Annotated in this window: 16 protein-coding genes; 2 read left to right on the top strand and 14 right to left on the bottom strand. The window is 67.2% G+C overall.

The window, feature by feature from the left end:
• Window positions 1-26: 26 nt before the first annotated feature.
• From MTBSS4_RS05755 to MTBSS4_RS05785, 7 genes are all read right to left on the bottom strand, one after another.
• Window positions 27-488 (bottom strand): hypothetical protein, encoded by a 462-nt coding sequence (locus tag MTBSS4_RS05755; protein WP_254432401.1) that lies wholly within the window; start codon window positions 486-488, stop codon window positions 27-29.
• Window positions 482-2,758: a cyclic nucleotide-binding domain-containing protein gene (locus MTBSS4_RS05760; RefSeq protein WP_173982446.1), complete on the bottom strand. Its 2,277-nt coding sequence runs from the start codon at window positions 2,756-2,758 to the stop codon at window positions 482-484. Before MTBSS4_RS05760 ends, MTBSS4_RS05755 begins: the two co-directional genes overlap by 7 nt.
• Window positions 2,758-6,417, bottom strand: a complete 3,660-nt coding sequence (locus tag MTBSS4_RS05765) for a tetratricopeptide repeat protein (RefSeq protein WP_173982447.1) — start codon at window positions 6,415-6,417, stop codon at window positions 2,758-2,760. The genes MTBSS4_RS05760 and MTBSS4_RS05765 overlap by 1 nt, the downstream gene beginning before the upstream one ends.
• Window positions 6,418-6,455: 38 nt before the next feature.
• On the bottom strand, window positions 6,456-8,516 hold the full coding sequence (locus tag MTBSS4_RS05770) for an adenylate/guanylate cyclase domain-containing protein (protein ID WP_173982448.1): 2,061 nt from the start codon (window positions 8,514-8,516) through the stop codon (window positions 6,456-6,458).
• A 55-nt stretch (window positions 8,517-8,571) separates the two neighbouring features.
• Window positions 8,572-9,519, bottom strand: a complete 948-nt coding sequence (locus MTBSS4_RS05775; protein ID WP_254432402.1) for a hypothetical protein — start codon at window positions 9,517-9,519, stop codon at window positions 8,572-8,574.
• Between the two features lie 80 nt (window positions 9,520-9,599).
• Window positions 9,600-10,856, bottom strand: a complete 1,257-nt coding sequence (locus tag MTBSS4_RS05780; RefSeq protein ID WP_254432403.1) for a D-alanyl-D-alanine carboxypeptidase family protein — start codon at window positions 10,854-10,856, stop codon at window positions 9,600-9,602.
• A 304-nt stretch (window positions 10,857-11,160) separates the two neighbouring features.
• Entirely contained in the window at window positions 11,161-12,198 is a 1,038-nt protein-coding gene (locus MTBSS4_RS05785) for an ATP-binding protein (RefSeq protein WP_173982450.1), read from the bottom strand.
• Window positions 12,199-12,386: 188 nt separating this feature from the next.
• Between MTBSS4_RS05785 and MTBSS4_RS05790 the strand changes: the two genes are divergently transcribed.
• Window positions 12,387-13,085, top strand: coding sequence for a response regulator (locus MTBSS4_RS05790; protein WP_368667764.1), 699 nt, complete (start codon window positions 12,387-12,389; stop codon window positions 13,083-13,085).
• Here the strand turns inward: MTBSS4_RS05790 and MTBSS4_RS05795 are convergent.
• The 6 genes from MTBSS4_RS05795 to MTBSS4_RS05820 all read right to left on the bottom strand — a co-directional run bounded on the left by MTBSS4_RS05795 (window position 13,064) and on the right by MTBSS4_RS05820 (window position 21,612).
• Entirely contained in the window at window positions 13,064-14,977 is a 1,914-nt protein-coding gene (locus MTBSS4_RS05795) for a hybrid sensor histidine kinase/response regulator (protein ID WP_254432404.1), read from the bottom strand. The genes MTBSS4_RS05790 and MTBSS4_RS05795 overlap by 22 nt on opposite strands.
• Window positions 14,974-15,393, bottom strand: a complete 420-nt coding sequence (locus tag MTBSS4_RS05800; protein WP_173982452.1) for a response regulator — start codon at window positions 15,391-15,393, stop codon at window positions 14,974-14,976. Before MTBSS4_RS05800 ends, MTBSS4_RS05795 begins: the two co-directional genes overlap by 4 nt.
• Before the next feature lie 133 nt (window positions 15,394-15,526).
• The gene (locus MTBSS4_RS05805) at window positions 15,527-16,159 is read right to left on the bottom strand and encodes a response regulator transcription factor (RefSeq protein ID WP_173982453.1); all 633 of its coding nucleotides are present in this window, start codon (window positions 16,157-16,159) and stop codon (window positions 15,527-15,529) included.
• Window positions 16,160-16,168: 9 nt separating this feature from the next.
• Window positions 16,169-17,605: an ATP-binding protein gene (locus MTBSS4_RS05810; protein ID WP_254432409.1), complete on the bottom strand. Its 1,437-nt coding sequence runs from the start codon at window positions 17,603-17,605 to the stop codon at window positions 16,169-16,171.
• Window positions 17,605-18,234, bottom strand: a complete 630-nt coding sequence (locus MTBSS4_RS05815; RefSeq protein ID WP_173982455.1) for a LysE family translocator — start codon at window positions 18,232-18,234, stop codon at window positions 17,605-17,607. Before MTBSS4_RS05815 ends, MTBSS4_RS05810 begins: the two co-directional genes overlap by 1 nt.
• A 12-nt stretch (window positions 18,235-18,246) precedes the next feature.
• Entirely contained in the window at window positions 18,247-21,612 is a 3,366-nt protein-coding gene (locus MTBSS4_RS05820) for a chemotaxis protein CheB (protein WP_173982456.1), read from the bottom strand.
• 167 nt (window positions 21,613-21,779) lie between these two features.
• On the opposite strand from MTBSS4_RS05820, the gene MTBSS4_RS05825 reads away from it, so the two are divergent.
• Entirely contained in the window at window positions 21,780-23,894 is a 2,115-nt protein-coding gene (locus MTBSS4_RS05825; RefSeq protein ID WP_173982457.1) for an ATP-binding protein, read from the top strand.
• 37 nt (window positions 23,895-23,931) lie between these two features.
• Here the strand turns inward: MTBSS4_RS05825 and glyS are convergent, their stop codons facing one another.
• The gene (gene glyS, locus MTBSS4_RS05830; RefSeq protein ID WP_173982458.1) at window positions 23,932-25,998 is read right to left on the bottom strand and encodes a glycine--tRNA ligase subunit beta; all 2,067 of its coding nucleotides are present in this window, start codon (window positions 25,996-25,998) and stop codon (window positions 23,932-23,934) included.

Below are 25,998 nucleotides of genomic sequence, written 5' to 3' on the forward strand. Positions count from 1 at the left end.
ATGCGGATCACCCAACCGGCCGGGGATCAGCGGGCTTCCAGTTCCAGGTCGTGCACGCCGTCGCGGCTTCGCGCCCGCAGCGGCCGCTTGCGCTCGGCATCCAGGTCGACCCGGTGATCCTTGCCGTAGGTCCAGTCGGCCCCCAGCGCCTGATCCACCAGCAGGCCCAGCGCGGCGACGCCGCCGGTGACGGCGATCAGGGCGGAATTGCCCCACACCCAGCCGCTGCTGGTGGCGTTCAGGCTGCTGACGGTGCGGCGGTGGCCCGGCGCCTCGCAGGCGACCGTCACCGGGGCGGCGGCATGGGGAATGACCGCCTTCGCCGGAGTGTCCACCACGGTGGAGAAGCCGCCGCGACCGGACAATTCGCACCGTGCCCGTTCGGGGCTGGTGTGAATCTGGACCTCGGATTGCGACGGGTTGACCAGGGCGGCGCAGGCGGCCAGCGCCAGAACCGGAGCTCCCGCCAGCAGGCGACGGATCAGCACGGCGCCGGATCTTGGGTCATGGACGAAAAGGTGCGCAGGCGCCGCTGGTGCAGTTCCAGCAGTTTCCAGCGGGCCACCGGAATGGCGCGCACCACCGCCCCCGGCACCATCAGCAGCTCGGTCCGCAGACTGGCCACCAGACAGCCGACCGGCTGGGCGCCGAACAGCACCTCGGATTCGTTGAACGGCTCGCCGATGCCGCAATATTCCACCACGTTCCCGTCGATGATGCGCTCCACCAGACCGTCGCGCACCATGTAGACGTAATCCTGGCCACAGGGGTCGATGGTTTCGCCGGCCGCGAGATAGAACGGCTGCGACGCCTCGGCGATGGTCACCTCGGTCAGGTTGGACAGGCTTTCGCCGAACAGCCATGTGCGGTTGAAGAAATTGCGGAGATCGGCCAGGCGATAGATCCGCTCGGTCATCTCGTTGCGGCCGACGAAATTGCGGTACAGCGCCGAGGGAATGCGCAGCGCCCGCACGAAGCTCAGCGCCCGGAAGGTCTCCTGCGATCCCTCTCCGGACAGGGCGTAGGATTCCCCCACCATGGCCCCGGCCGACAGGATGGCGCTGCGGTCGCTGTCGGGTTCGATGGTTTCCACCAGCCCGGTGAGGATCAGGTGGACGTCGTCGCACCGGCTGCCTTCCCGCAGCAGGATGCTCTCCGGATTGAAGGTCACCACCGGATGGTTGAGCAGAATGCGGATCTGATGTTCCGGCACCCCCAGGAAATAGGCGGCGAGGTAGCCGTGCGCCGCCTTCAGCCGGTATTCCTGAAGCGACGGGATCAGTTCGTCGACGGTGCCGAACGGCGCGCCCGAACCGATGCTCTTCTGAGTGCGGGTCAACGGCAGGGCGGTATGGGACAAGATCATCTTGCCCGAGGCGTCGTCCCGGAAGTCCTCGGCACAGCCGTGGATCAGGCCGCCGCCGATGTCGAGCTTCTTGATGTCGGCCGGAATCAGGTATTGCTCGCGCACCTGGCCCATCAGCTGGCTGCTGATGCCGTGGCGGGTCTCGTCGTCGTCGACCATCTGCCCCAGCACGTCCAGCGAGACGATGTCGGCCATGTGGGCGTAGGAGCGGTAGCCGTCCTCCCATGGCGTCCTGAAGTGGAACACCGTGGTCTCCACCGGATGCGGCGAGAACAGCGGCAGGACCTCCAGTCCCTCGATATCGTTCCACTCGCCCATTTCCAGGTCGCAGACCTCGAAATACTCGCCGAACGAATCCTCGGCGATGGCGGTCAGCGCCGACAGCTTCTTGGCGACCGAGGCCCGCACCGCCGGCGTGGCGTAGTACTTGATGCGATGATCGGCGCGGAACAGGGTGGTCAGGCCGCAGAAGTGGTCGTCATGGCAATGGGTGTGGAAGATGCCCTCCACCTCCTGCACGCCGATGCCGAGCGATTGCAGGGCGCCGTGGATGTTGGGGCCGGCGTCGATCAGATAAACCTTGCCCTGGAACATCATGATAGTGGACATGGCGGCCCGCTCGGGGTCCCAGCCGTCGCCCTCGCCGGAATGGACCACCGAGAAATAGCCGCGCTTCAGGTCGTGATAGCCCAGGTGATAGGGCATCTCGTAGGTCCGCCCCAGCCCCAGGTTCAGGTCGACGATGGCGGTCTCGTCCTCGAAGGCGAACTCGAAGATGTTGAGCTCGATGCGGCGCACCGTCACCCCGCCCGGCAGGATGGCCGGCCCATCGCCGATGACGCAGGTGTCCAGCAGGTCGCGGGGCGGCCGAATGGCGCCGAAGGCGAAGCGCAGCTTCATGCGCATCCATTCCTGGGCCATGTCGGGGGGAACGCCGGCGTCGACCATCTCCTGTTCGGACAGCAGGCCGTAATTGCCGCGCATCACATAGTCCAGCTGCGCCTCGACCTGCTGCGCCAGCCCCATGATCAGCGGCTTGCGGCTGGTGCAGTTGGGGTGGCCGGGAATGATCATTCCCTGCCGGTAGAGCATCTGGAGAATGGGAAATTCCGACAGATTGCAAAAAGCGCCGTTCTGCAAGCTGACGTCGGACAGCAAGATGACGTTGGGACCGGTCTCGAAGGTGACGCCGCCCCGCTCGGTGGGAATGATCAGGCCGCGCTTGATCAGGTGCTTGACGCTGTCGGCGGGACAGCCGCACAGCACGCGCAGATCGGCCTCCGGCACCTCGACCCAGCTGATGCCGGGTGAAACCGGCACCACCCGCATGCGGCCGCCAGCCGCCGGCTTGGAATTCGGCAGGGAACTGGCCTGTCGTCCCGTTCGCGCCATCAACCACCGACCATGAAGAAGGCGGACCAAATATACGGCATGCTCCACTGTGGATTTCTGAGCATCTCCAACTGTGCCTCCCGCAAAGCATCGTGAGGAGTCTTGCCCGCCAGAAGCCGTTTGTAAAGAGCCGCCATCAGGGTCTGGGTTCCAGCGTCGCTGACTTCCCACAACGACGACACCACCGACTGGACTCCGGCTTCCTGGAACGCGCGCCTCAGGCCATAGACGCCCTCGCCCTCGTGCACCTCGCCCAGGCCGGTCTCGCAGGCCGACAGGATGGCGAGCCTGGTGCCGGCGAGGTCGAGGCCCAGCACCTCCAGCGCCGTCAGAACGCCGTCGTTGTCGGTGTCGATCTCGCCCAGCACGCCGGCGTTGGAGTTGATGCCGGCGAAGGCCAGACCGGCGCGCAGCAGCGGATTGTCGCCGGGCGGCGGGAACGAGAAGTCGCTGGAACGCTGCAACTTCAGCAGACGCTTCCTCAAGGTGTCGTCGGCCTTGAGGAAGAAGCCGTGGGTGGCGATGTGCAGCACCTCGGGCGGCTGGCTCATCTCGCGCAGCACCTTTTCCTGGGCCGCGCCCTTGGAATAGATGGTGGTGGCCTTGCCCTGCCCCTCGACGGTCTTCTGGATCAGCTGGCCTTCCTTCTCGGCGCCGGGCAGCGGATCGAATTTCAGGCCGCGCATGCCCGACGACATGCCGCGCACCGCGTTCATCACGTCGGGATTGGCCGAACGCGAACGGGCCTTTTCCAGCGTCTCCTTGCCCACCACCTCCTCGGTGTTGTAGTCGGGACCGGCATTGATCATGTAACCGCCCGACGCCGCCTTGACCGGGGACGGCAGCAGGTCGCGGGTGGAATTCAGCACATGCAGGTCGACCCGTTCGATCAGGTATTTGCGGTTCTTCTCCACCATGGCGGCGATGGGCAGAATGTTCAGGCTGCCGTCGGGCACCACGTAGACCTTGGCGCGCCCCCCCAGCAGGCGTTCCAGCGGCTGCCACACCAGCTTGTGGACCTCCTCGCCGATATCGAGCAGGTCGTCGAAATCGACGTCCTCGTTCTGAATCTCGGCGCGGTACTTGAGGATGGCTGCGTCGATGGCGGCGAGCGAGTCGAACTTGACCAGCCCGAACACCGGGACGCCGGCATCCTTGCGCAGCACGCCGGCCACCAGCTTCTGCTGGCCGTCCTCGCCATGGATGAAGAAGTCCACCAGCACCGCATCGTCGGGCAGCGCCTTGACCAGATCATCGACGGCGATGGATTTGACCGTTCGCTGGAAGCGGGCGCTGGCCCGGCCGAGATTGCCTTGCAGGGTGTCGATGTCCTCTTCCAGCTTGTTGACCACCTCGATGTGATTGTTCTTGGTCTCCTCGGTCGGCCCCGACAGGGTCAGCGCCGCCAGCCGCTTGCGGGCCTCGGCCAGTTCCTCGGTCATCCTGGTCAGCTCGGGGTCCCGCGACAGACGGGTGATCTGCTGAATCTCGGACGCCACCTTCAGCAGCAATCCCTTGCGGTTGAGGCTGACCTCCAGCAGGGCGCGGCCGGCGGCGCTCTCATCCAGACGGCTCAGCGCCGCCACATAGGACGCCAGTTCCGGCGAATGCAGCCGGACATAGCCCTCGCGGGCATTGTCGCCGGTGACGTAGAGCACCCGGTTGAGGAAATCCGTGCGCCGCGTGAAGGTGGTCTTGCGGGTCTCGGCCGCTGCCTTGGCGTCGCCCTTGTCTTCCTGCACCGCCGCCAGGGTGTTCAGCGTCTCGAAGGTGTAGGGATGGGCCGGCCCCAGCACGCTCTCGTTCAGGGCCAGGGTCTTCCTCAGCAGGTCCTCGGCCTCCTTCAGGCGCTTGGCCGAACGGTGGAGCGCCGCCAGGTCGTGCATGGAGCGCAAGGTGTCGATGTGGGTCTCGCCCAGCACCGCCCGCCGGGCCGCCAGCGCCTGGTTGAACAGCGGCTCGGCCTCCTTCAGCTTGCCCAGCCGGTGGGTGGCCCGCGCCAGATTGTTGAGCGCCTTCAAGGTGTTCTGGTGCCGTGGCCCATAGGCCTTCACCCAGGCCTCGTGAACCTGCCGGAACATGGCCGCGGCACGGTCGTACTCGCCCTTCAGCATGTAGAGATAGGCGAGATTGTTGGTCGACGCGATGGTGTCAGGATGCTTCGGCCCGATGGTCTTGGAAAACACCGCGATGACGCTCTGATACAGCGGCTCGGCCTTGTCGAACACCCCCTGGCTCTCGTAGAGCAGCGCCAGGTTGTTCATGGTGGTCATGGTGGTGGGATGGGTCTCGCCGAACGACTTGCGACTGCCCTCCAGAGCGCCACGCAGGAACGGCTCGGCCCGCTCGTAGATGCCCTCCTTCTCCAGGATCTCGCCCAGATTGTTGGCGGCGATGACGGTGGAGCGGTGGTTCTCGCCCAGAATCTTGCGGTACCGCTCCCAGGCGTCCTGGAAGGCCTTTTCCGCCTCGACCAGACGGCCCTGCTTGCGATAGATGCTGGCCAGCGACGACAACGCCGCCACGGTGTTCGGGTGGGCGGCGCCCAGGCGGGCGGTCTGCTGCTCCAGCACCTCCCGGGCCATGGCCTCGGCGGCGGCGTAGTCGCCGCGGTCGTCCAGCACGTCGGCCAGATCGCCCTTGGCGCTCAGCTGGCTGGCGGTATCGCTGGTGGTGCCGGCGTCCTTCACCACCCCTTCCAGCATGGCCTGGGCCTCGGCCAGCCGGCCCTGGCGGTGATAGACGCCGCCGGCATCCATGCGGGTGGCGAGGCTGAGCGGGTGGGTCGGCGGCACCGCCAGCTTCTGGATGGCGAGCGCCTGATCGTAAAGACCGGCGGCGGCGTTGAATTCGCCCATCTGGCGCTTGAACTGGCCTTGCAGGGCGAGACAGCGGGAAAACTCGGCATGGGCCGGGCCATAGGTCTTGCGCGCGGCGGCGCAGGCGGAATCCAGCAGCGCGCCGGCCTCCTTGGTCCGCGATGCGTTGATCTGCGCCCGCACCACCGCCAACTGCAACGACAGGGTCTGCGGATGCGCCGCCCCCAGGGCGGCGGCGGCGGCCTTGGCGGCGGCCTGATAGACCGTGACGGCCGGATCGAAGCGGGCCTGGGACTGATGGAATTCCGCCAGCGCCTGGGCGATCTTCAGGGTTTCGGGATGGCCCTCGCCCAGCGCCGCCTGCGCCATCTTCAGCGCCGTCAGGAAGCTGGCCTCGGCCGCCTCGATCTGACCGCCCAGATTCTGGAGCGCCGCCAGATCGGTGGCGCTGATGATGGTGGCAAGGTGCCCCTCGCCCAGATTGTCGCGGGCGATGGACAGGGCCTGCGCCGCCTCCCCGGTCGCTTTGGCGAGGTCGCCGCCGCCGGCCGAGGCGATGGCCTGCTGATGCGCCCGGTTCCACAGCATGGCGGCCCGCTGCTTGGCCTGGGGCACGGCGGAGGCCGCCTGCTGCCTTTCCGCCACCCAGGCCGGCATCGCGTCCCGCAGCTTCGAGATTTCGGCGCCAAGGCGCATGACCTCCTCGGCCTGACCGGCCCGCATGGCCTGACCGGACTTCGCGATCAGGTCGTCGGCCGGTTCGGCCCAGGCCGGGGTGAGCAGCAGCCAAGCCGCCAGCAAGACAGAGCCAAGGGTGGTGACGGCGCGGCATGGTGTCATCGAAGTCTCTCCCAAAGCAGGTCGGCGACGAAAGCCCCCTACTTCTCCTTGTGCGTATAGACCCCGTCCCAGGCATCACCGGGCGGGTCCTCGCGGAAATGGGCGATGCGGTCAAGATAGATGCGATAGATCATCCGGTCCGGCTCCTCGGCCGCCAGGGCGGCGAAGATGGCCTCGGCCCCGTCCCAGTCCTGGGCGCGATACAAGGCCAGGCCCGAATGGTGGCGATCGATCCGGGCCAGGGCCGCCGCGTCGGCCGATCCCTCGAAGCCCAGCGGCTCGAACAGCCCGACCGGGGTGTCCTTGCCCTTGACCCGCACCAGATCCAGTTCGCGGACGATCAGGTCCGGCACCGCCGCCCTGGTGTATTCGCTGATCATCAGGTTGACGCCGTATTGCTTGGTCAGGCTTTCGATGCGCGAGCCCAGGTTGACCGCGTCGCCCAGCACGGTATAGGCCATGCGGAAGTCCGAGCCCATGTTGCCGACATTCATGATGCCGGTGTTGAGGCCGATGCCGACCTTGATGGGCTTCCAGCCGCGGGCGATGAAGTCGTCGCGCAGGTCCTCCATCCTCTTGACCATGCCGAGCGCCGCCTCGATGGCGTGGCGGGCGTGGTCCGGGTCGTGCAGCGGCGCTCCCCAGAACGCCATGATGGCGTCGCCCATGTACTTGTCGATGGTGCCGCGATGGTCGTGGATGACGTGGGTCATGGGGCTGAGGAAGGCGTTCATCAGCACCGTCAGTTCCTGCGGCGCCAGCCCCTCCGAGATGGTGGTGAAGCCGCGCACGTCGGAGAACAGCACCGTCATCTCGCGGGACTCGCCGCCCACCGTCACCTGCTGGCCGCTCCGGTTCATCTCGGCCACCAGCTCCGGCGGAATGTACTGACCGAAGGTCTTGGCGATCTGCTGCTTCTGGCTGCGCTCCACCAGATACTGGCGGAATTCCATGAGCAGGTAGCTGAGCACGATGGCCAGCACCACGTAGAAGGTGGGCAGCACCAGCCCGGCATTGACGTAGAGCATGGTCGACAGGCCGAAGAACCCTACCGCCAGCCCCAGGACGCACAGGCCGCGCAGCAGCGGCCGGGTCAGGGCCAGCGACAGAACCACCATGGCCATCATCGCCACCATGGCGGCGGCGGCGGCGGTTCCCGGACCGGCGGCGCGCAGCGGCGCGCCCTTGAGGATGGAACTGATGGAATCGGCGATGATCTCGACTCCGTAGACCATGCCGACGGGGGTGTCGAACCAGTCGTGCGACACCTCAGAGGTGTCGCCGACCACCACGATCTTGTCCTTGATCCAGAAGCTCAGCTCCATCCGCTCGCTGTCGTCGAGACCGGAGATGTCGAGGAATTCCAGGGCGCTGATCCCGGCCGACTGGCTGAGAAAACGGGTGCCGGCGGGAAGCGGCGGGAAATCGATGTAAAGCCTGTTCTCGTGGTCGAGCGGAACCCGCAGGCCGCCCAGCACCAGGGTGTTGCCGTCCAGCTTGGGCTCGACCCCCAGGAACATGGCCGCCGCCTTGACGGCGAAGGGCCAGCCGCCCTTCTCGCCGGTCATCTCGGGATAGATGCGCAGCCGCGACAGCGAGGTCACCAGCTTGCTGTTGGACTGGATGTTGGTGTAGGCGCTGGCCGAAGCCTGGTCCAGCATCGCGGTGGGATAGTTGATCTTGACGAACGCGCCGTCGCGGAACTCGCCCTGGGCCACCAGCAGGGTATTGCCGGCCTCCCTCAGCGTCTGCGCCAGCTTGGGGTCCTCGCCATAGGACGACGGAAAATCCATCAGCATGTCGACGGCGATGACCTTGGCGCCCAGTTCCTTCAGGTTGGCGACGATGGCGGCGATGTCGGTGCGCCGCAGGGGGAAGCTTTTATACGCCTTGAAGAATGCCTCGTCGGTATTGACCAGCACCACTTCCGGCGACACCGTCAAAGCCCGGGTATCGCCATAGGCCATGCGCATCTGGTGGCGGATGGTGATGGTCTGATCTTCCAGCAGGGCGAACCATTCGAAATGCTGGGCAGGAATGGCGATCAGGAAGAACAGGATGGTAAAGACAATATCGTAGCGCTTCGACTTTCCGCTCATGGCGCCCCCCAAAGGCGAAGGGCGCCCGCCTGGTGGCGGACGCCCGTTTCCCGGATCAGTTGGCGTTGAGCTTCTCGTTGTAAACGAGCGCCTCCTTGTTCTTCATCTCGACGAGCTTCAGCTCGTTATAGGCGCGGATCAGCAGCGGACGCATCTCGTTGTCGTCCCTGTTGTCGTCGAAGTACTTGCGGTACAGGTCCATGGCCGCCACGGTCACGCCCTTCTCGTCCAGCAGGTTGGCGACCGAGAAGTCGTCCTTGGCGTTGATGGCGCGAATCTTGGCGATGGACTCGGCCAGGGCCTTGTCCTCGGCCGCCGACAGCCAGATGATGCCGCCTTCCTTGTCGGTCTCGGCCACCTTGTTGGCGCCGTCCATCACCGCCACGGTGAAGCTGTGCTTGCCGGGAGCCAGTTCCGGCACCTTGAAGCGGACCAGATCGGAATCGGTTCCGGCCACCTTGTGGGCGGCGCCGCCGATGGTGACGACGAAGTCGTGCTTCTTGCCGAAGCTCTGCCAGGCCAGTTCCGGATAGGTGGCCGACAGGGTGATCTGCTGCACGACGCGCAACTTGATCGGCCCCTCCTTCTGGACGGAGCGGCGCACCGTGGTATAGCGCTGGGCCTCGGCGAAGCGGTTGCCGAGACCGGCCACCAGATCGCCCGACGCGGCTTCCGGCGCCGACAGGGTGCCGCTGACCACCTTCAGCGCGGTTCCCGCGACCTCGATCTTGCTTCCGGCGGCGATGGTCTGGGCCATGTTGGTGGCCTGATCCACCAGCTTGCCCGAACCGTCGGAACCGGTGCGGATCATGTCGCCGGCGAACAGATACTTGTTGCGGGTGACCGGTTTCCAGGTGTTGCCGTCGCGCGAGTGCTCGACCGTGCCGCTCACCTGCATCAGCAGGGAAACCGGCGGATCGGCGGCGACAACCGTGCTCGGCGCCTGGGTCAGCAGCAGCCCCACCGCGATAAACAGGGCAGTGAACAGTTTGGTCTTCATCATGGCCTCCTTAGCCGACTCCTTGCACTCTACCACACAACCACGGGCCGGATAATCGGGCGCTTACACTACACGCGCCCGAATTAACGCGCGGAAATCATGCGGAACCGGCGTTCGTCCTCCAGTGCGCCATTCAACATGACCGGTGTCAAGACCAGACAGCGCTCCTCGCCCACCCGGGCGCGCTCGGCCAGGCAGGTGTCGACGGCGCGGCGCTCGGCCAGGCCGACGATCAGGCCGCGATACCGCAGCAGCCCATCCCTCGGCTTGAGGACGATCAGCGCCGTGCCGCCGCCCAGCCGGGAGGAAAGCTCGCGATGAACCGTGGCCAATTGCCGTGCGACCTTGCTCCGATCGACGCCGAACGCCACCTCCAGCGCCCAGCCCGGCGGGACCGGGCGGCCGGCCGCCACCTGGGCGCCAAGGCCGCCCGAGCGAATTCCGCAGGCCTGCATGGACAGGTCCGGCGGCGGGTCGGACAGATTGACCACGGCGGCCAGCGGCCGGCCGGGGGCGGGTTCCGTCCTCAGCGCCCGCTCCATGGCGCCCTGGACGGTGGCGAGGCGCTGGGCCGAACTGCCCGCCCCCATCACCACCGCCACGGCGCGGCGACCGCCACGGCTGGCCACCGCCACCAGATTGTATCCGGCCGGGCAGGTAAAGCCGGTCTTCATACCCTCGGCGCCGGGGAAATTGGCGAGAAAGCCATTGACCGAGGGCAACGACCGCCCCTTCCAGGTGGTGTCGCGACTGGCGAAGATGGGCCTGAAACCGGGAAAATCCCGCTCGATGGCCAGGGCCAGGACCGCCATGTCGCGAGGGGTGGAGACGTGGCCGGCGGCCGTCATGCCGGTGGCGTTGCGGAAACTGGACGAGGTCATGCCCAGGCGGCGCGCCTCGGCGGTCATGCGCTCGGCGAAGGCCGCCTCGCTGCCGGCCAGATGCTCGGCCACCGCCACGGCGGCGTCGTTGCCCGAGCGGACGATCATGGCCTTGAGGGCGGCCCCCAGGGTTATGGACTCCCCGGTCCGCAGCCCAAGCACGGAGCCGCCCTGCGAGGCGGCGGCCGGCGAGACCGCGATGACCGCGTCCAGCGAGGCCTTGCCGGCCTCGACGGCGCGAAACGCCACATAGGCGGTCATCATCTTGGTCAGGGAGGCGGGATGATGCGGCCGGCCGCCGCCCTGGTCCGACAGGACCGTCCCGGTAAGGGCGTCGACGGTCAGGACGACGAGCGGCCCGTCAGCCGGCCTGGCGTCGGCGGCAGGCGCCGCCGCCGGCGCGGCGAGTCCGAAGGCCAGGGAAACGATGGCGAGAAGCTTCCCCGTCCGGCTGATCACGACATTTTCCACCGGGCCAGCATAATCCTCCCGCAGCGGGAAGGCCATCGCCGCCTGGGGCGGACGCGATCATGGCCGGATTGCCGATGCGCATGTGGCCGATGCGCATGTGAAGGAGGAGGGAGCGTTTGGGGATCGCCCCCTCCTCCAAGCCCCTCCGCGACACTGGGGTTCGGGGATGGTCGCGGAGGAACGTCGTCGTGGTGCGGTGAGGGGAGGACGTTGGGGGCATCCTCCCCTCTTCGTATCCACCCGCGGCGTTGGGGTTCGGGGATTGCCGCGGGCAGAACGCGCTCCACCGGAATCAGGTGGACGTAGCCTCCTGACTCCATTTCCGTATCATGGCGGCCGGCGGCGCCGGGTCCGCGGGCAAGGTGAAACTGAAGGTGCTGCCTTCTCCCGCCGCCGACGCGACCTTGACGGCGCCGCCCAGCCGTTCGACCAGCCGGCGAACCACCGCCAGCCCCATGCCGACGCCGCCGCCGGCGGCAGCCTCGGTCTCGTGGGGGCGGTAGAAAATCTCGAACATCCGCGCCACCCGGCCGGGCGCGATGCCGATGCCGTTGTCGCGCACGCTGAATTCGACCATGGCGCCGACACGCGACGCCGAGACGTGAATGACCGGACGCCGGCCCGCCGAGCGGAAGCGGATGCCGTTGTCGATCAGTTGAACGAAGATCTCCACCAGCGAGGCATGATCGGCGGCGACGTCTGGCAGCGGATCGACCACCAGGGCGACGTCGGCTTTGCTCAGGCTCTCGCCCAGGCGCTGGCGCGCCACGCCGACGGCTCCGATGGCGGAAGTCCTGGTTTCCGGCTGCGGCAGGCTGTCCACCGAGGCATAGGCGCGAAGGCCGCTGACCAGCGCCTTCATCCGCCGGGCGGCGTCCACCACATGGCCGACATAGACGCGGCCCTCCTCGTCCAGTCCGTCGCGCCCGTGATGTTCCAGCAACTGGGCATAGGCGACCATGCGACGCAACGGTTCCTGCATGTCGTGGGACGAGACGTGGGCCACCCGTTCCAGGTCGACCACATAGCGGCGCAGACGCTCGCGGCTTTCGCTCAACTCGGCCTCGCGGAGCCTCAGTTCGGCGACGGCGCGGCGGTGCTGGCGGACGACGTGGAACAACGCCAGAGTGACGCCCGCCACCCCGGCCAGCAACATGGCGATACCGCCGGCCCGGCTGAATTCCGACCACAGGGGCTGGATCGATTCGCCCGGCAGTATCCGGCGGGCGACTCCGGCATCCCACCACAGCCCAAGCCAGGCGACCGCCACCATCACGCCGCCGAACAACGGCAACAGGCGCCGGGCGCCGCCGTCTCCGTAACGATCCATGGAAGAAGCCTCTCCCGGCACGGCAAACCCCACTTTTCCGGCGATACTCCGGCCATGTCGGCCGATTGCTCATGACGGCTGTTATACCCGCTTTATCGGAACGGATTTACGGTGGCGATTGAATTGCCCGTCAATACCCTGTAAACGGTTTGTGAATGCATACATGCTGATCGGAGAAAGACTTGCCGGTGAAAGCCCATGTCCTGATCGTCGAGGACGAACCGGTGACCCGTGCCAAACTGGCGGCCTATCTGACCGCCGACGGCTTTCAGGTCAGCGAGGCGGGGGATGCCCGCGACATGAAATCGATCCTCGCCCGCTCGGTTCCGGACGTGGTCCTGCTCGACATCAACCTTCCCGACGAAAGCGGCCTGATCCTGGCCCGCGAATTGCGCGCCAGGTCGTCGGTGGGCATCATCCTGGTGACCGCCCGCCAGGACGAGACCGACCGCATCGTCGGGCTGGAGATCGGCGCCGACGACTACATCACCAAGCCGTTCAACCCCCGCGAACTGGCGGTGCGGGTCCGCAATCTCCAACGGCGGGTGGCGCCCACCATGGCGGCGGAACGCTCGGCCTCCGGCCTTTACGTCTTCGCCGGCTGGCGGCTGGATTGCGACGCCCGCCAACTGCTCTCCCCCACCGGCGAGAATGTCCGGCTGACGCGGGGAGAATTCGACGTGCTGGCGGCGCTGGCCCGCAATGCCGGCCGCGCCCTGACCAGGGATCAGCTGCTCGACCTCACCCAGCATGACGGCGAGGCGGTGATCGACCGCACCATCGACGTCCTGGTCGGACGGCTGCGCCGCAAGATCGAACAGGATTCCCGCCACCCCAGCGTCATCCTGACCGTCCACGGCATCGGCTACCGGCTGGTCGCCGGCTGACCACCCAGCGCCTCGTCCAGGGCCGCCGCCGACCTGGTCCACAATTCCTCCAGATCGTCCAGCCCGGCGGCGCAGCCCGGGGAATCGGAGCGGCGCGCCGTATCCTCCAGCGACCGGCAGCGGGCGGCCAGCAACGCCAGATGCAGGCTGGACGCGGCCCCGGCCATGCGATGCGCCACCTTGGCCAGATCGTCCAGGCGGCCGGACCGGCAATGCTCGCGGATCAGGACGAGGTCGTCGAAGGACGAGCGCCGGTACAAGGCGGCCAGACCGGCCATGCGCTCGGCGCCCAGGTCGCGGAGATCTGCTTGCAGGCCGGACGGAACCAGCAGCGGCGGCTCGCTTGCCGTCGCCGCGCCGCCATCCTCCAGGCCCGCCAGCAGCCGGCCGAGATCGTCGATTCGGAACGGCTTGGCCAGACAGCCCCGAATTCCCACCTCGCGCCAGCGGGCTTCATCCTCGACCATCGGATTGGCGGTCAGCAGCACCAGCGGAACCTTGCCGGCCGCGCCGGGCAAGGCGGCGATGGCCCGCGCCGTCTCGATGCCGTCCATGCCGGGCATGCGCATGTCGAGCAGAACCAGGTCGAAGCCGCCGGAACGGGCCTTGTCCACCGCCTCGAAACCGTCGCAGGCGATGCTGACCTTGTGTCCCCGCCGCTCCAGCAGGCCGGCGGCGACCTCGCGATTGACCTGATTGTCGTCGACCAGCAGGATGGCGTGCGGTCCGCATGGCCGCCCCTCCGGACTCTCGCGGTGGGGAAGGCGTTCGTCCCGCCCGGTCAGCGGCAGGTCGACCATGAAGGTCGTCCCGCGCCCAAGTTCGCTGACGCAATCGATGGCGCCCCCCATCAGCGCCACCAGACGGGCGCAGATGGCCAGTCCCAGCCCGGCGCCGGCGAAGCGGCGGGCGGCGCCGCTGTCGCCTTGCCAGAACTCGGTGAACAGGTGCGGCCGCGCCTCGCCGGAAATGCCGATGCCGGTATCGATCACCGAGATGCGGACCATTCCGTTCTCCAGATGGTCCGCCGTGACGACGACGCCGCCGGAATCGGTGAACTTGATGGCGTTGCCCACCAGATTGAACAGAATCTGGCGCAGGCGCAGGCGGTCCCCCAGCACCGGGCGATCCAGGCCGGAAGCGCAGCGCAGGGCCAGGGAAAGCCCCTTCTCGTCGGCCCGCGACGCCAGGATCAGCCGAACCTCCTCCAAGGTGTCGATCAGGTCGAAGGGTTCGGATTCCAAGGTCAGGCCGCTGGCGTCGAGGCGCGAGAAATCCAGGATGTCGTTGACCAGCCCCAGCAGCAGCTCACCCGACGAGACCAGGGTTTCGGCGAAGACCCGCTGGCGGCCGTCCAGCCCGGATTCCATCAGCAGCCTCGCCATGCCGAGAACGCCGTTCAGGGGGGTCCGTATCTCGTGGCCCATCATGGCGAGAAACAGCGTCTTGGCCCGCGCCGCCTGCTCGGCGGTGTCGCGGGCCTCGCGCAGCGCCGCCTCGGTCAGCTTGCGCTCGATGGCGTAGCGCACCACCCGCGACAAGATGAAGGCGTCGCCGATGCCCTTGACCAGATAGTCCTGGGCGCCGCGCTTCAGCGCCTCCAGCGCGATGGCGTCGTCGTCGTTGCCGGTCAGCACCACCACCGGCAGGCGCGGCGCCGCGCCGGTCAGCGCGTCCAGCGTGGCGATTCCGGTGGAATCGGGCAGGCCGAGATCGGCCAGCACCACGTCGAAGGCCGCGGAGCCGGCCTCCAGCCGCGCCACCGCCTCGGACAGGCGGCTGACGACGACGACCTCGAACGGGGTGGTCTTGACCCGGCGCAGCATCTGCCCCACCAGCCGGGCATCGGCGGGGTCGTCTTCCAGCAGCAGGATGCGGATCGGTGGGCTCACGCAGGCAACTGGGCCGTTCCGAACCAGAAATCCTCGATGGAGTGGATCGCGGCGGTGAAGGCATCCACATCCATCGGCTTGGACACGTAGCTGCTGGCCCCCAGCGAATACGCCTTCCTGATGTCGCGTTCCGCCCCCGAGGTGGACAAGATCACCACCGGAATCGCCCGCAACAGGGAATCGGCGCGAATCTCCTCGAGAATTTCATGGCCGCTGCGTCCGGGAAGATTGAGGTCGAGCAGGATCAGGTCGGGGCGGGGGGCGTGCGGATGGCCCTCGCCGCGCCGCAGGAACGCCATGGCCTCGCCGCCGTCCTTGACGTGGTGCAGCCGGCAGGGATGCTGCGAACGCCGCATGGCGATCCGCACCAGTCCGGCGTCGCCGGGATCGTCCTCGACCAACAGAACGTCGTGCATGTCCTTCTCGCTCACCGCGAACCCCGGCCATCCAGCATCCCCGTCCTAATAACTGGCGGAAAAACCATGCCGCCGCAAGGGGCTGTCGCCGGCCTCGCCCCACTTTGTCCGCCGGCCCGGCCATGAAACGGCATCAGGCGGCGGGGCGGAACAGCGGCTTGACGTGGAACTGGGTGCGAACCACGTCTTCCAGGCAACGGGCCTCGAACTTGTCGAACACCCGCCCCCTGTGGGTCTCGGCGGTGCGGGTGCTGATGTCGAGCTGGGCGGCGGTCTCCTTGGTGGCCATGCCGGTGGCCAGCAGCCAGTAAACGTCGGCCTCGCGTTCGGTGAGCAGGCGGTACTTGCGGATGGCGTCGACGGCGCGGCCGTGGGTCTTGCAGATATCGGCGTGGCGGCGGCAGGCGGCGGCGACCACGTCGAGCAGCTTGTCGTTGTCGAAGGGTTTCTCGATGAATTCCAGCGCCCCCACCTGAACCGCCCGAACCGCCGTGGGAATATTGCCATAGGCCGAGATCATGATCGCCGGGGCGTCGTGCCCCCTCAGACGGGATTGGGTCAGGACCTCGATGCCGTTGTCATCCCCCAGTTGAAGGTCGATCAGCGAACAGCCGATAGCCTCCATGTCGTGGCCGTCGACGAACGCGGCCGCGTCGCCATAGCAGCTGACGTCGTAGCGGTTGGCCGCCAGCAGCCAGCGCAAGGCATCCCTGAATCCGGGATCATCGTCGACCAGAGCCACTTTGAATTGCTTTTCGGGGGACATGCATTCGCCTCATGCTTTCGGCAGCATGCATATTACCCGCCCACCACCCGGCTCGTCATTGCCGATTTCAAGCGTTCCGCCATGGGCATGCAGAATGGCGGTGGCGATGGGAAGGCCAAAGCCGCTGCCGGACCGTTTGGTCGAGGCGAACAGGGCATGCCCGGTCCTGACGACCTCGGGCGGGAATCCGGGGCCGTTGTCGTCGATGCCGAAGCCGGCAGAGGCGGCGGTCTCGATCAGCCAGAGACGGAGCCGGCGGCTTGCCTCGGGCTGATGCGCCATGGCCTCGCAGGCGTTGCGGGCCAGGTTGAGCACCACCTGCTGAAGCGACACCCGGTTGCCGCGCACCATGGGGCCGCCGTCGGGAATCTCCACCTCGGCCCTGGTGCCGTGATCGTCGCAAATCTGGCGCAGCAGCGGCAGCACGTCGCCGATGACGCCACCCAGGGGAAGCGTCTCCATTTCGCCGGCGTCGGCCTGCCGGTCCAGCCGGTCCTGACTCTGGGCGATGATTTCCCTGACCCGTTCGATCTCGCGGACCATGCGCTCGACCAGTTGGGGAAGCTCGGCCGGATCGAGTTCGTTGCGGCTCAGCATGCCCTGGATTCCCTGGGCGTAGGTCGAGGCGCAGGCCAGCGGCTGCTTGATCTCGTGCGCCAGCTTGGCGGCGGTCTGCTGGGTGGTGAAGTGACGATAGGCGCGATCCAGCGCCGCCTCCTGGCGCCGCAACTGGCGCAACGCCGCCTCGCGCCCGTTGATGCTTTCGGCGAGGCCGCTGGACATGGCCTTCAGCGAATCGGCCATCTCGTCCAGTTCGTCGTCGTAGCGGCGGCGCCGGTCCAGCTGAATGGCGGCCGTCCCGGCCCCAGGCCCGTAGCCGCGCAGGAATCGGCTGATGGCGATCAGGTGGCGGGTGACCAGACGATGGACGATGAACAAGGTGAAGGCCGACACCAGGAAGGTCTTGATGCCCTGCGAGACCAGGATGGTGATGGCCTTGTCGGCGAGACGGCGGTAAACCCCCGCCAGGGTGGCCTCGACATAGAGGGCGCCGATCACCTGCGGGCCGCCGCTTTCCCAGTCCCTGGCGTAGAGGATCGGCATCTCGCGGCTGATCAGGTGCCCGGTTCCCCGCTCCCCCACGGAGATCAGCAACTGGCGCTTGCGGGCCGCGCCGGTCTCGCGCACCTCGATGTACTGCATGTCGGGCAGGTGCCACATGCCGTCCACCTGCAACTGGATCTGGTCGCTGTCCAGACTCCACAGGCTGCCGCCCAGGCTGGCCAGATAGCTCTTCTCGATCTCGTCGAAGCGGGCGTGGATGTCGCCGACCTCGCCGCGGTAATCGAGATAAAGCTGGAAGACGGTCAGCAGCAGCGTCACCGCCGAGCTGAACAGCACGATGGCCAACAGCAGCCGCCAGCCGATTCCCCGCCTCGGCGGCATCACGGCGAGGCGATCAGCTTGACGCCAAGGGCGATGAAGATGCCGCCGGCGACCCGGTCAAGCCAGGCGGCGATGGCGGGGGTCCGGTTCAGCCCCTGGCCGACCCAGCCGGAGAACCAGCCGATCAGTCCGAACAGGACCACCGCCTGGGCGGTGAACAGCACGCCGAGCTGGGCCGTCTGCCACGCCGGGTTTTCCGCCGCCGGAGCGACGAACTGAGGCAGGAAGGCCAGGAAGAACAGAACCACCTTGGGATTGATGGCGTTGGCGATCAAGCCCTTGACGAACAGCGACCACAGCGATTCGCCGCCGCCGGCGCCCTGGCCCGGAACGGTGACGCCGCCCCGGCTGCGGATGGCCTGAAGCCCCAGCCAGACCAGATACAACCCGCCCGCCACCTTGAGGGCGACAAAGGCCCAGGGCGAGGCGGCGATCACCGCGCCGATCCCCAGGGCGGCCAGGGTGGTGTGGCTGAGGCAACCGAGCGCGCAGCCCAGGCCGAACGCCATGCCCTGGCGCCGACCGCGCGAAACGCCCAGCGACAGGATCATCAGGTTGTCGGGACCGGGCGACAGGGTGACCAGCATCGCCGCCGCCAGAAAGCCGACCGCCTGCCACAGTTCAAGCATCCTCCCCCTCCCTCACAGCGGCGGCAGCAGGCGTTCGGCCGGAAAGCGGACGGTGACGGTGGTGCCCCGCCCCTCCGCGCTTTCGATGCCGAGGCTGCCGCCATGCAGTTCCATCAGCGACTTGGAAATGGGCAGCCCCAGCCCGACGCCCTCGCGTTCCTTGACCAGGGTGCGCTGGCCGCCCTGCTCGAACGGCATCAGCACCCGGGCGATGTCGGCGGCCTTGATGCCGATGCCGGTATCGGTGACGCTGATGCTCATGCCGTCGGAATCGCTGACGGCGGTCAGATGGACGCTGCCGCCGGTGGGAGTGAACTTGAGGGCGTTGCCCAGCAGGTTCAGCATCACCCGCTGCACGGCGGTCAGGTCGCCCTTCAGCCAGGGCAGGTCGTCGGGCACCCGGGTGCCGAGGCGGATGCTGCGTTCCTCGGCCTGGGACGACAGCAGGCGAATGGAGCTGGCGATGACATCGGCGACCTTGACCGTGCCCTCGCGCAAGGTGGCGCGGCCGGCCTCGATCACCGACATGTCCAGGACCTGGCTGATCAGCGACAGCAGGTGCTGGCCGCTGTCGACGATGATTCCGACGTATTCCTTGTAGCGCTGGTTGCCGAGTTCGCCCCACATCTCGTCGGCCATGATCTGGGCGAAGCCCAGCACCGCGTTCAGCGGCGTGCGCAGTTCGTGACTCATGTTGGCGAGGAATTCCGACTTGGCCCGATTGGCGGCCTCGGCATGGTCGCGGGCGACGCGCAATTCGCCCTGGGTGACGCGCAGGCTCTCGATGGTGGCTTCCAGCTCCTTCTGGGTGGTCCGCAGCTCGGTCTCGTCGATGAAGGTGAGGATCGTGCCGGCATTCTGCTCGCGCAGGTCGCGGTAGGGGTAGATGCCCATGCGATAGAGGCGGCCGTCGGCCTCGATGATCTCCTCGTGGGAGACGCCGCTGTTGGTGACGGCCAGCAGCATGGCGCGCAGGTCCTTGACGTGGAACTGGCTGGGCACCGCCGTGATCAGCTGGCCGGCGTCGGAGGGGAGCAATCCGAACATGCGCGCCGCCGGCGGGGTGAAGCGGGTGATGCGCAGGCACTTGTCCACCACCAGCATGGGGAATCCCACATTGTCCTGGATGTTCTGGAGGTCGGCGTTGGCGCCGGCCAACTCGGTGGTGCGGACCTGAAGCTCCTCGTTGACGGTGGTCAGTTCCTCGTTGGTGGATTGCAGTTCCTCGTTGGAGGTTTCCAGCTCCTCGTTCGAGGATTGCAGTTCCTCGTTGGCGGCCTGCATTTCCTCGTTGAGGGCCTGAAGCTCCTCGTTGGAGGTCTCCAGTTCCTCCACCACGGTCTGGAGATGCTCGCGCGTCGCCGTCAGTTCCTGTTCCAGCTCGATCAGACGGATATCGCTGCCGGCGGCGGCGGGAGCGGCCTCGGCGTCGCCGCCGCCCGCCTCGACCTTCTCGCAGCAGACCAGGAACAGGCTTTCGCGGCCGCCGTCGACCTTGAGGGGCCGCACCGCCAGACGGGCGGAGATGTCGCCGTCGCGGGTGCGCAGCTGGCGCCTGGTCCCCAGCGCCAGGGTGGCGGTCTCGCGGGCGCGGTGGACCAGGGCGCGCAGGTCGATGCGGAAATCGTCGGCGATCAGCTTGCCCAGGTTCTGGTTGGGCCGCCCCTGGGGAAAGCGGACGAAGCCGTCCACGTCGCCGTGGTAATAGAGGATGTCCAGGTTCTCGTTGATGGCGACGCTGGGCGGCATGCAGGCCTCGACGAAGCCGTCGCGCACCAGCGCCTCGATGGAATTGCCGGTGATCGCCCCGGTTTCCGGCAGTTCCGGCGGCTTGGGGCGGAAGGCCCCAAATACCGGATTGTTGGATCGCGGCGCCACCATGCGCTTTTGGAATATCTTCGAGCTCGCCTTGACCGGGCGGAACAGGTCGGCGCAGCGCCCCACCGATTCCGACTTGCCCAGGAACAGATGCCCGTCGGGCAGCAGGGCGTAGTGGAAAACCTGGAAGATGCGGTCCTGAAGGTCGGTGTTGAAATAGATCAGGACGTTGCGGCAACTGATCAGGTCGACCTTGACGAAGGGCGGGTCCTTGATCAGGTCCTGGCGGGCGAACACCACCATCTCGCGGATGGGCTTCTTGACCTGATAGTTCTGCCCCATGGCGTCGAAATAGGTGGAGACGTAGGACTTGTCCAGATTCTCGACCGTGGTGGCGGAATAGGTGCCCTTGCGGGCGTGGCGCATGGCGTCCAGGTCGATATCGGTGGCGAACACCTGGATCTTGTAGGACTTGACCGCCTCGCCCAGCAGGTCGTTCAGCATCATGGCAAAGGAATAGGCTTCCTCGCCGGTGGCGCAGGCCGGCACCCAGATCCGGATGGAATCGCCCGGCTTCTTGGTGGTCAGCAGATCGGCCAGGGTGGCCTTGACCTCGTCGAACGCCTTGGTGTCGCGAAAGAACGAGGTGACCGAGATCAGGATGTCCTTGCACAGCAGGTCCAGCTCGGACGGGTGGCGCTGGACGAAATCCAGATAGGCGTCCAGGGTCTCGATGCGATTGGCGGCCATGCGGCGTTCCAGCCGGCGGCGGACGGTATTGGGCTTGTACTGGGTGAAATCCACCTCGGTGCGCTTGCGGACCAGCAGGAAGATTTCGGTGATGGTGTCGCGGGTCTCGGACTCGGCGGATTTCTGCTGCACCACCGGCCGGGGAAAGCGCGAGATCGAGGCCAGTTCCGGCCCGATGCCGTCGGGCGGCAGCACCATGTCGACGCAGCCGGAATCGATGGCCGATTTCGGCATGCCGTCATACTTGGCGGTCTCGGGGTCCTGGGCGACGGTCAGGCCGCCGCAGGCCTTGATGGCGCGCATGCCGTGAGCGCCGTCGCTGCCGGTTCCCGACAAGATGACGCCGATGGCGTGCTGGCCGCGATCCTCGGCCAGCGAGGCGAAGAACACGTCCACCGACGGCTTCGGCCCCAGCGGCGCCGAGGGCTCGCGCAGCCACAAGGTGGAGTTCTTGACGCGGACATCCTTGTTGGGCGGCGTGATGTAGATGGTGTTGGGAACCAGCACCTGGCCGTCCTTGATCTCCTCCACCGGCAGCTTGGTCTCGCGTCCCAGCAATTGCACCATCATGCTGCGATAGGCGGGCGACAGGTGCTGGACGATGACATAGGCCATGTTGGCCGAGGCCGGCAGATTGGCCACGAACGGGCGCAGCGCCTCCAGCCCGCCGGCCGAGGCGCCGATTCCGACGACGTGCAGGGTGCTGCGGCGTCCCTTGGCCTTGCCGCCCGGTTCGGCCGCAATCGGGTCCGTCGGCGCCGTTCCGCGCCCCTTGGACGCCGAGACGGCCTCCTTTGGTTTCCGCGCCATGCTCCCCTCCTGCAATCCCCTGGGGGGGGTGGCGACATCGTCCCCTCCCCGATCCGGTAGGCTATATGGCGTGTTGAAAAATTCCAGATAAAAGCTCATTCAGGACGAACCAATCCATATTCCGCGTCGCCCGCCCCATTCTTCATCAATTCCAAGGATATGAAATCATGACCGGGCCGCGAAAGACCAAGGCACAGTTGGAGGCCGAGATCGCGGGTCTTCAGGCGGAACTGGGCGGGCTTCGCGCCACCCACCCGGAGATGTCCGACATCCAGCGGCGAATGGCGGAGACGCTGCACAGCCTTCAGGTCCACCAGGAGGAATTGCGGGCACAGAACGAGGATCTGCGGATCACCCAGGGCATCCTCGAATCCACCGGCTACAAGTATCACGAACTATTCGAAAGCTCGCCCGCCGGCTATTTCATCATCTGCGACCGCTTCACCGTGGTGGACGTCAATATCGCCGGCCTCGGCATGCTGGGCCGCGCCAAGGGGCGCATCGCCGGCAAGCCGTTCCTGCTGTTCGTCGACCGCGACAGCCGTCCCGTCCTCGATCACCATTTCCGGCTGGTTCGCGGCGGCGACCGCGCCTCCAGCGAGATATGGATCACGCCCGAGGGGCGGGAACCGTTTCCGGTGATCCTGGAAAGCGTGGCGCTGAGGCGGGGCTGGGGCGACGACTGGCGCTGTCTTTCCACCGCCCTCGACATCACCGCCCGCAAGCGCGCCGAAATGGCGCTTCGCGCCTCGGAGGCGCGGTTCCGGGCGATCTTCGAACAAAGCCCGCTGGCGATGGAGATCATCGACGCGGCCGGGCGAACCGCCATGGCCAATCCCGCCTGGAACGGGTTATGGGAAGCCCCGGACCATGCCAGCCTCAAGCCCAGGATTGCCGAGGCGTTGAAGGGGCGCGGCGTCGAGATCGCCCCCATGGCGATTCCGTCGGAAGCCGACCCTTCGGCAAACCGGTGGGTCAGGGGCTATGTCTATCCCATCCGCCAGGGCGACAACGGCGCCATCCATGAAGCGGTGGTGGTCCACGAGGACATCACCGAGCGGGTGCGGGCCGAGGCGACGCTGGCCGAACGGACCGAACGGCTGTGCCGCCAGCACGACAACCTGCGGGTCCTGAGCGAGATCGCCGCCCTGCCCACCTCCGCCCCGGCCCCGCGCATGGCGCTGGCCCTCGACCTCGCCCGCCGCCATCTCGGCCTCGACCAGGGCATCGTCAGTCATGTGGACCGTGGGCGCTACGTCATCGAGCACCACGCCAGCGACGGCCCGTGCCGGGCCGGAGAGGTCTTCGACCTAGCCTCGACCTATTGCGAACTGGTGGTGGAATCCAACGACGTGATCGCCATCCCCCACATGGGGCGCTCGCCCCATGCCGACCATCCGTGCTATCGGGCCCGCGGCCTGGAAAGCTATATCGGCGCCCCCATCCGCTGCCGCGGCGACTTGCGCGGCACCGTCAGCTTCAGCGCCGCCCAGCCCAACCGGCGCGATTTCGACGACGGCGACCGCGAGTTCATGCGGCTGCTGGCGCGATGGATCGGAGCGGTGCAGGAGGAAGAGGCCACCTTGCGCGATCTGGCCCAGTCCAACGCCGACCTGGAACAGTTCGCCTATGTGGCCTCCCACGACCTGCGCCAGCCGCTGCGCCAGATATCGAGCTATGTCGCCTTGCTGGAACGGCGCTATGGGGCCAGCCTGGACCAGGACGCCCACGACTTCATCGCCTTCGCCCGGCAAGGGGCGGTGCGGATGGACCGCCTGATCGTCGATCTGCTGGAATATTCCCGCATCGGCCGCAATGCCGCTCCCGGCGAGCGCGCCGACCTGAACCGGGTGATGGCCGAGGCCCTCGGCAATATCGGCGCGGCGCTGTCCGCATGCGGCGGGCGGGTGATGCGGCCCGATTCGCTGCCGGCCATCCGGGGCAATCACACCGATCTGGTGCGGCTGTTCCAGAACCTGCTGGACAACGCCGTCAAGTATCGCGATTCCGACCGTCCGCCGGTCATCGAGATCACCGCCCGGCCCCACGACAACCACCTGACCATTTCCGTCGCGGACAACGGCATCGGCATCGCGCCGGATTATTTCGACACCATCTTCCGGGTGTTCCAGCGCCTGCACACCCCCGACAAATACGAAGGCACCGGCATCGGGCTGGCCATCTGCAAGAAGGTGGTGGACCAGCACCAGGGAACCATCCGGGTGGACTCGGTTCCCGGCCGGGGCAGCACCTTCCACGTCACCCTGCCGAGCGGGCTGTAACGCCGGGACGGATGGAGAAGGGAGGGGAACGCTCCGCCTACCCCTCGACCCTGGAGAAATCGGCGAGGCGTCCCATGGCCGAACCGATCAGGGCCAGCAGCTTCAGACGGTTGACGCGCAGGGCCGCGTCGTCGGCGTTGACCGTCACCTTGTCGAAGAAGGCGTCCAGCGGCCGGCGCAACCGGGCCAGGGCGGCCATGGCGGCGGCGAAGTCCTCGCTGTCCAGGGCCTTGTCCACCAATGGGCCGACCGAGGCCAGGGCGTCGGCCAGGGCCTTTTCCTCGGCCAGGGCCAGCAGGGCGGCATCGGCGGGACCGGCGAAGGTGGTGGCGTCCTTCTTCTCCTCGATGCGCACGATGTTGGCGGCGCGGCGATAGGCCACCAGCAGGTTGGCGCCGTCGTCCGAGGCCAGGAAGGCGGCCAGGGCGTCGACCCTTTTCAGCAGGCGGACCAGGTCGTCCTCGCCGCCCAGCGAGAAGATGGCGTCGATCAGGTCATGGCGCACCCCCTTTTCCTTCAGCGCCACCTTGAGGCGGTCGGCGAAGAAGTCGAGCAGATCGGCGCCGACCGCGTCGGCATCGGTTTCCAGGGCGACGGCGAAGGTCTTGCGCGACGCCTTGAACAGGCCCAGCAGCGGCAGCCGCAACCCGTTCTCGACGATCAGCCGGATGATGCCGAGCGCGGCGCGCCGCAGCGCGAACGGGTCCTTCGACCCGGTGGGCTTTTCGCCGATCGAGAAGAATCCCACCAGGGAATCGACCTTGTCGGCCAGCGACACCGCCACCGACACCGGGGCGGTGGGGCAGGAATCGGCGGGTCCCAGCGGCGAGTAATGCTCGGCGATGGCGTCGGCGATCTCGGCCGACAATCCATCGTTCAGGGCGTAATAGCGGCCCATGATTCCCTGAAGCTCGGGGAATTCGCCCACCATCTCGGACGACAGGTCGGCCTTGCACAAGGTGGCGGCGGCAAGCGCCGCGCCCTTCTGCTCCAGCGACAGGAACGGCAGTTCGGACACCAGGGTCTGGATGCGCACCACCTTGTCGGCCAGGGTGCCGAGGCGTGCGTAGAACAGCCGTTCCTCCAGCTTGGGCAGGCGGCTTCGCAGGGAATGCCGGCGGTCGGTGTCCCAGAAGAACTTGGCGTCGGACAGCCGGGCGCGCAGCACGCGCTGGTTTCCGGAAACGACGGCCTTGCCGCCGTCGGCGGCCTCCATGTTGGACACCACGACGAAGCGGGGCGCCAGCGAGCCGTCGGCCTTCAGCAGCGAAAAGTATTTCTGGTGCGAACGCATGGAGGTGATCAGCACCTCGGCCGGCACGTCCATGAAGGATTCGTCGATGGAGCCGGTCAGCGGCACCGGCCATTCCACCAGCCCGGTGACCTCGGCCAGCAGGCCGTCATCGGCCTTCAGGGTCAGGCCCTCGGCCGCCGCCAGGGCCTCGGCCCCCGACAGGATGGCATGGCGGCGCTCCACCGGGTCCAGCATCACCTTGGCGTGGCGCAGCTTGTTGAGATAATCGGCGAAATCCTTGACCCGGAAGGTCTCCGGGGCGAGGAAGCGGTGGCCGGAGGTGAGATTGCCCGCCGTGACCGGCCCGAACGACGCCGGCACCACCTGGCCGTCGAACAGGCAGACGATGGACTGGACCGGGCGCACCCAGCGAACCGAATTACTGCCCCAGCGCATGGATTTCGGCCAGGGGAAGCCGGCCATGGCGTCTTCGACGGCTTCCTTCAGCACCTCGGCGGTGGGGCGGCCCTTGCGGTTGATCACCGCGAAATAGAACACGCCCTTGCCGGTGTCGCGTTGCTCCAGTTGCTCGACGCTCATGCCGGTGGATTTCAGGAAGCCGTCCATGGCCTGGGCCGGCGAGCCGATTCGGGGGCCGCGCTTTTCCTCGGACACGTCGGGGCCGGCCAGGGGCAGGCCCTCGATCACCAGCACCAGCCGGCGCGGCGTCACATAGGCCCGCGCCGCCTCGAAGACGATGCCGTTCTTGCCCAGGGATTCGGTGACCAGCTTGCGCAGGGCGTCGGCGGCGCCGGCCTGCATGCGGGCGGGGATTTCCTCGGACAGGATTTCAAGCAGAAACTCGGCCAT

It is taken from the genome of Magnetospirillum sp. SS-4, assembly GCF_902729425.1.
In the GTDB taxonomy this organism is placed as follows: domain Bacteria; phylum Pseudomonadota; class Alphaproteobacteria; order Rhodospirillales; family Magnetospirillaceae; genus Phaeospirillum.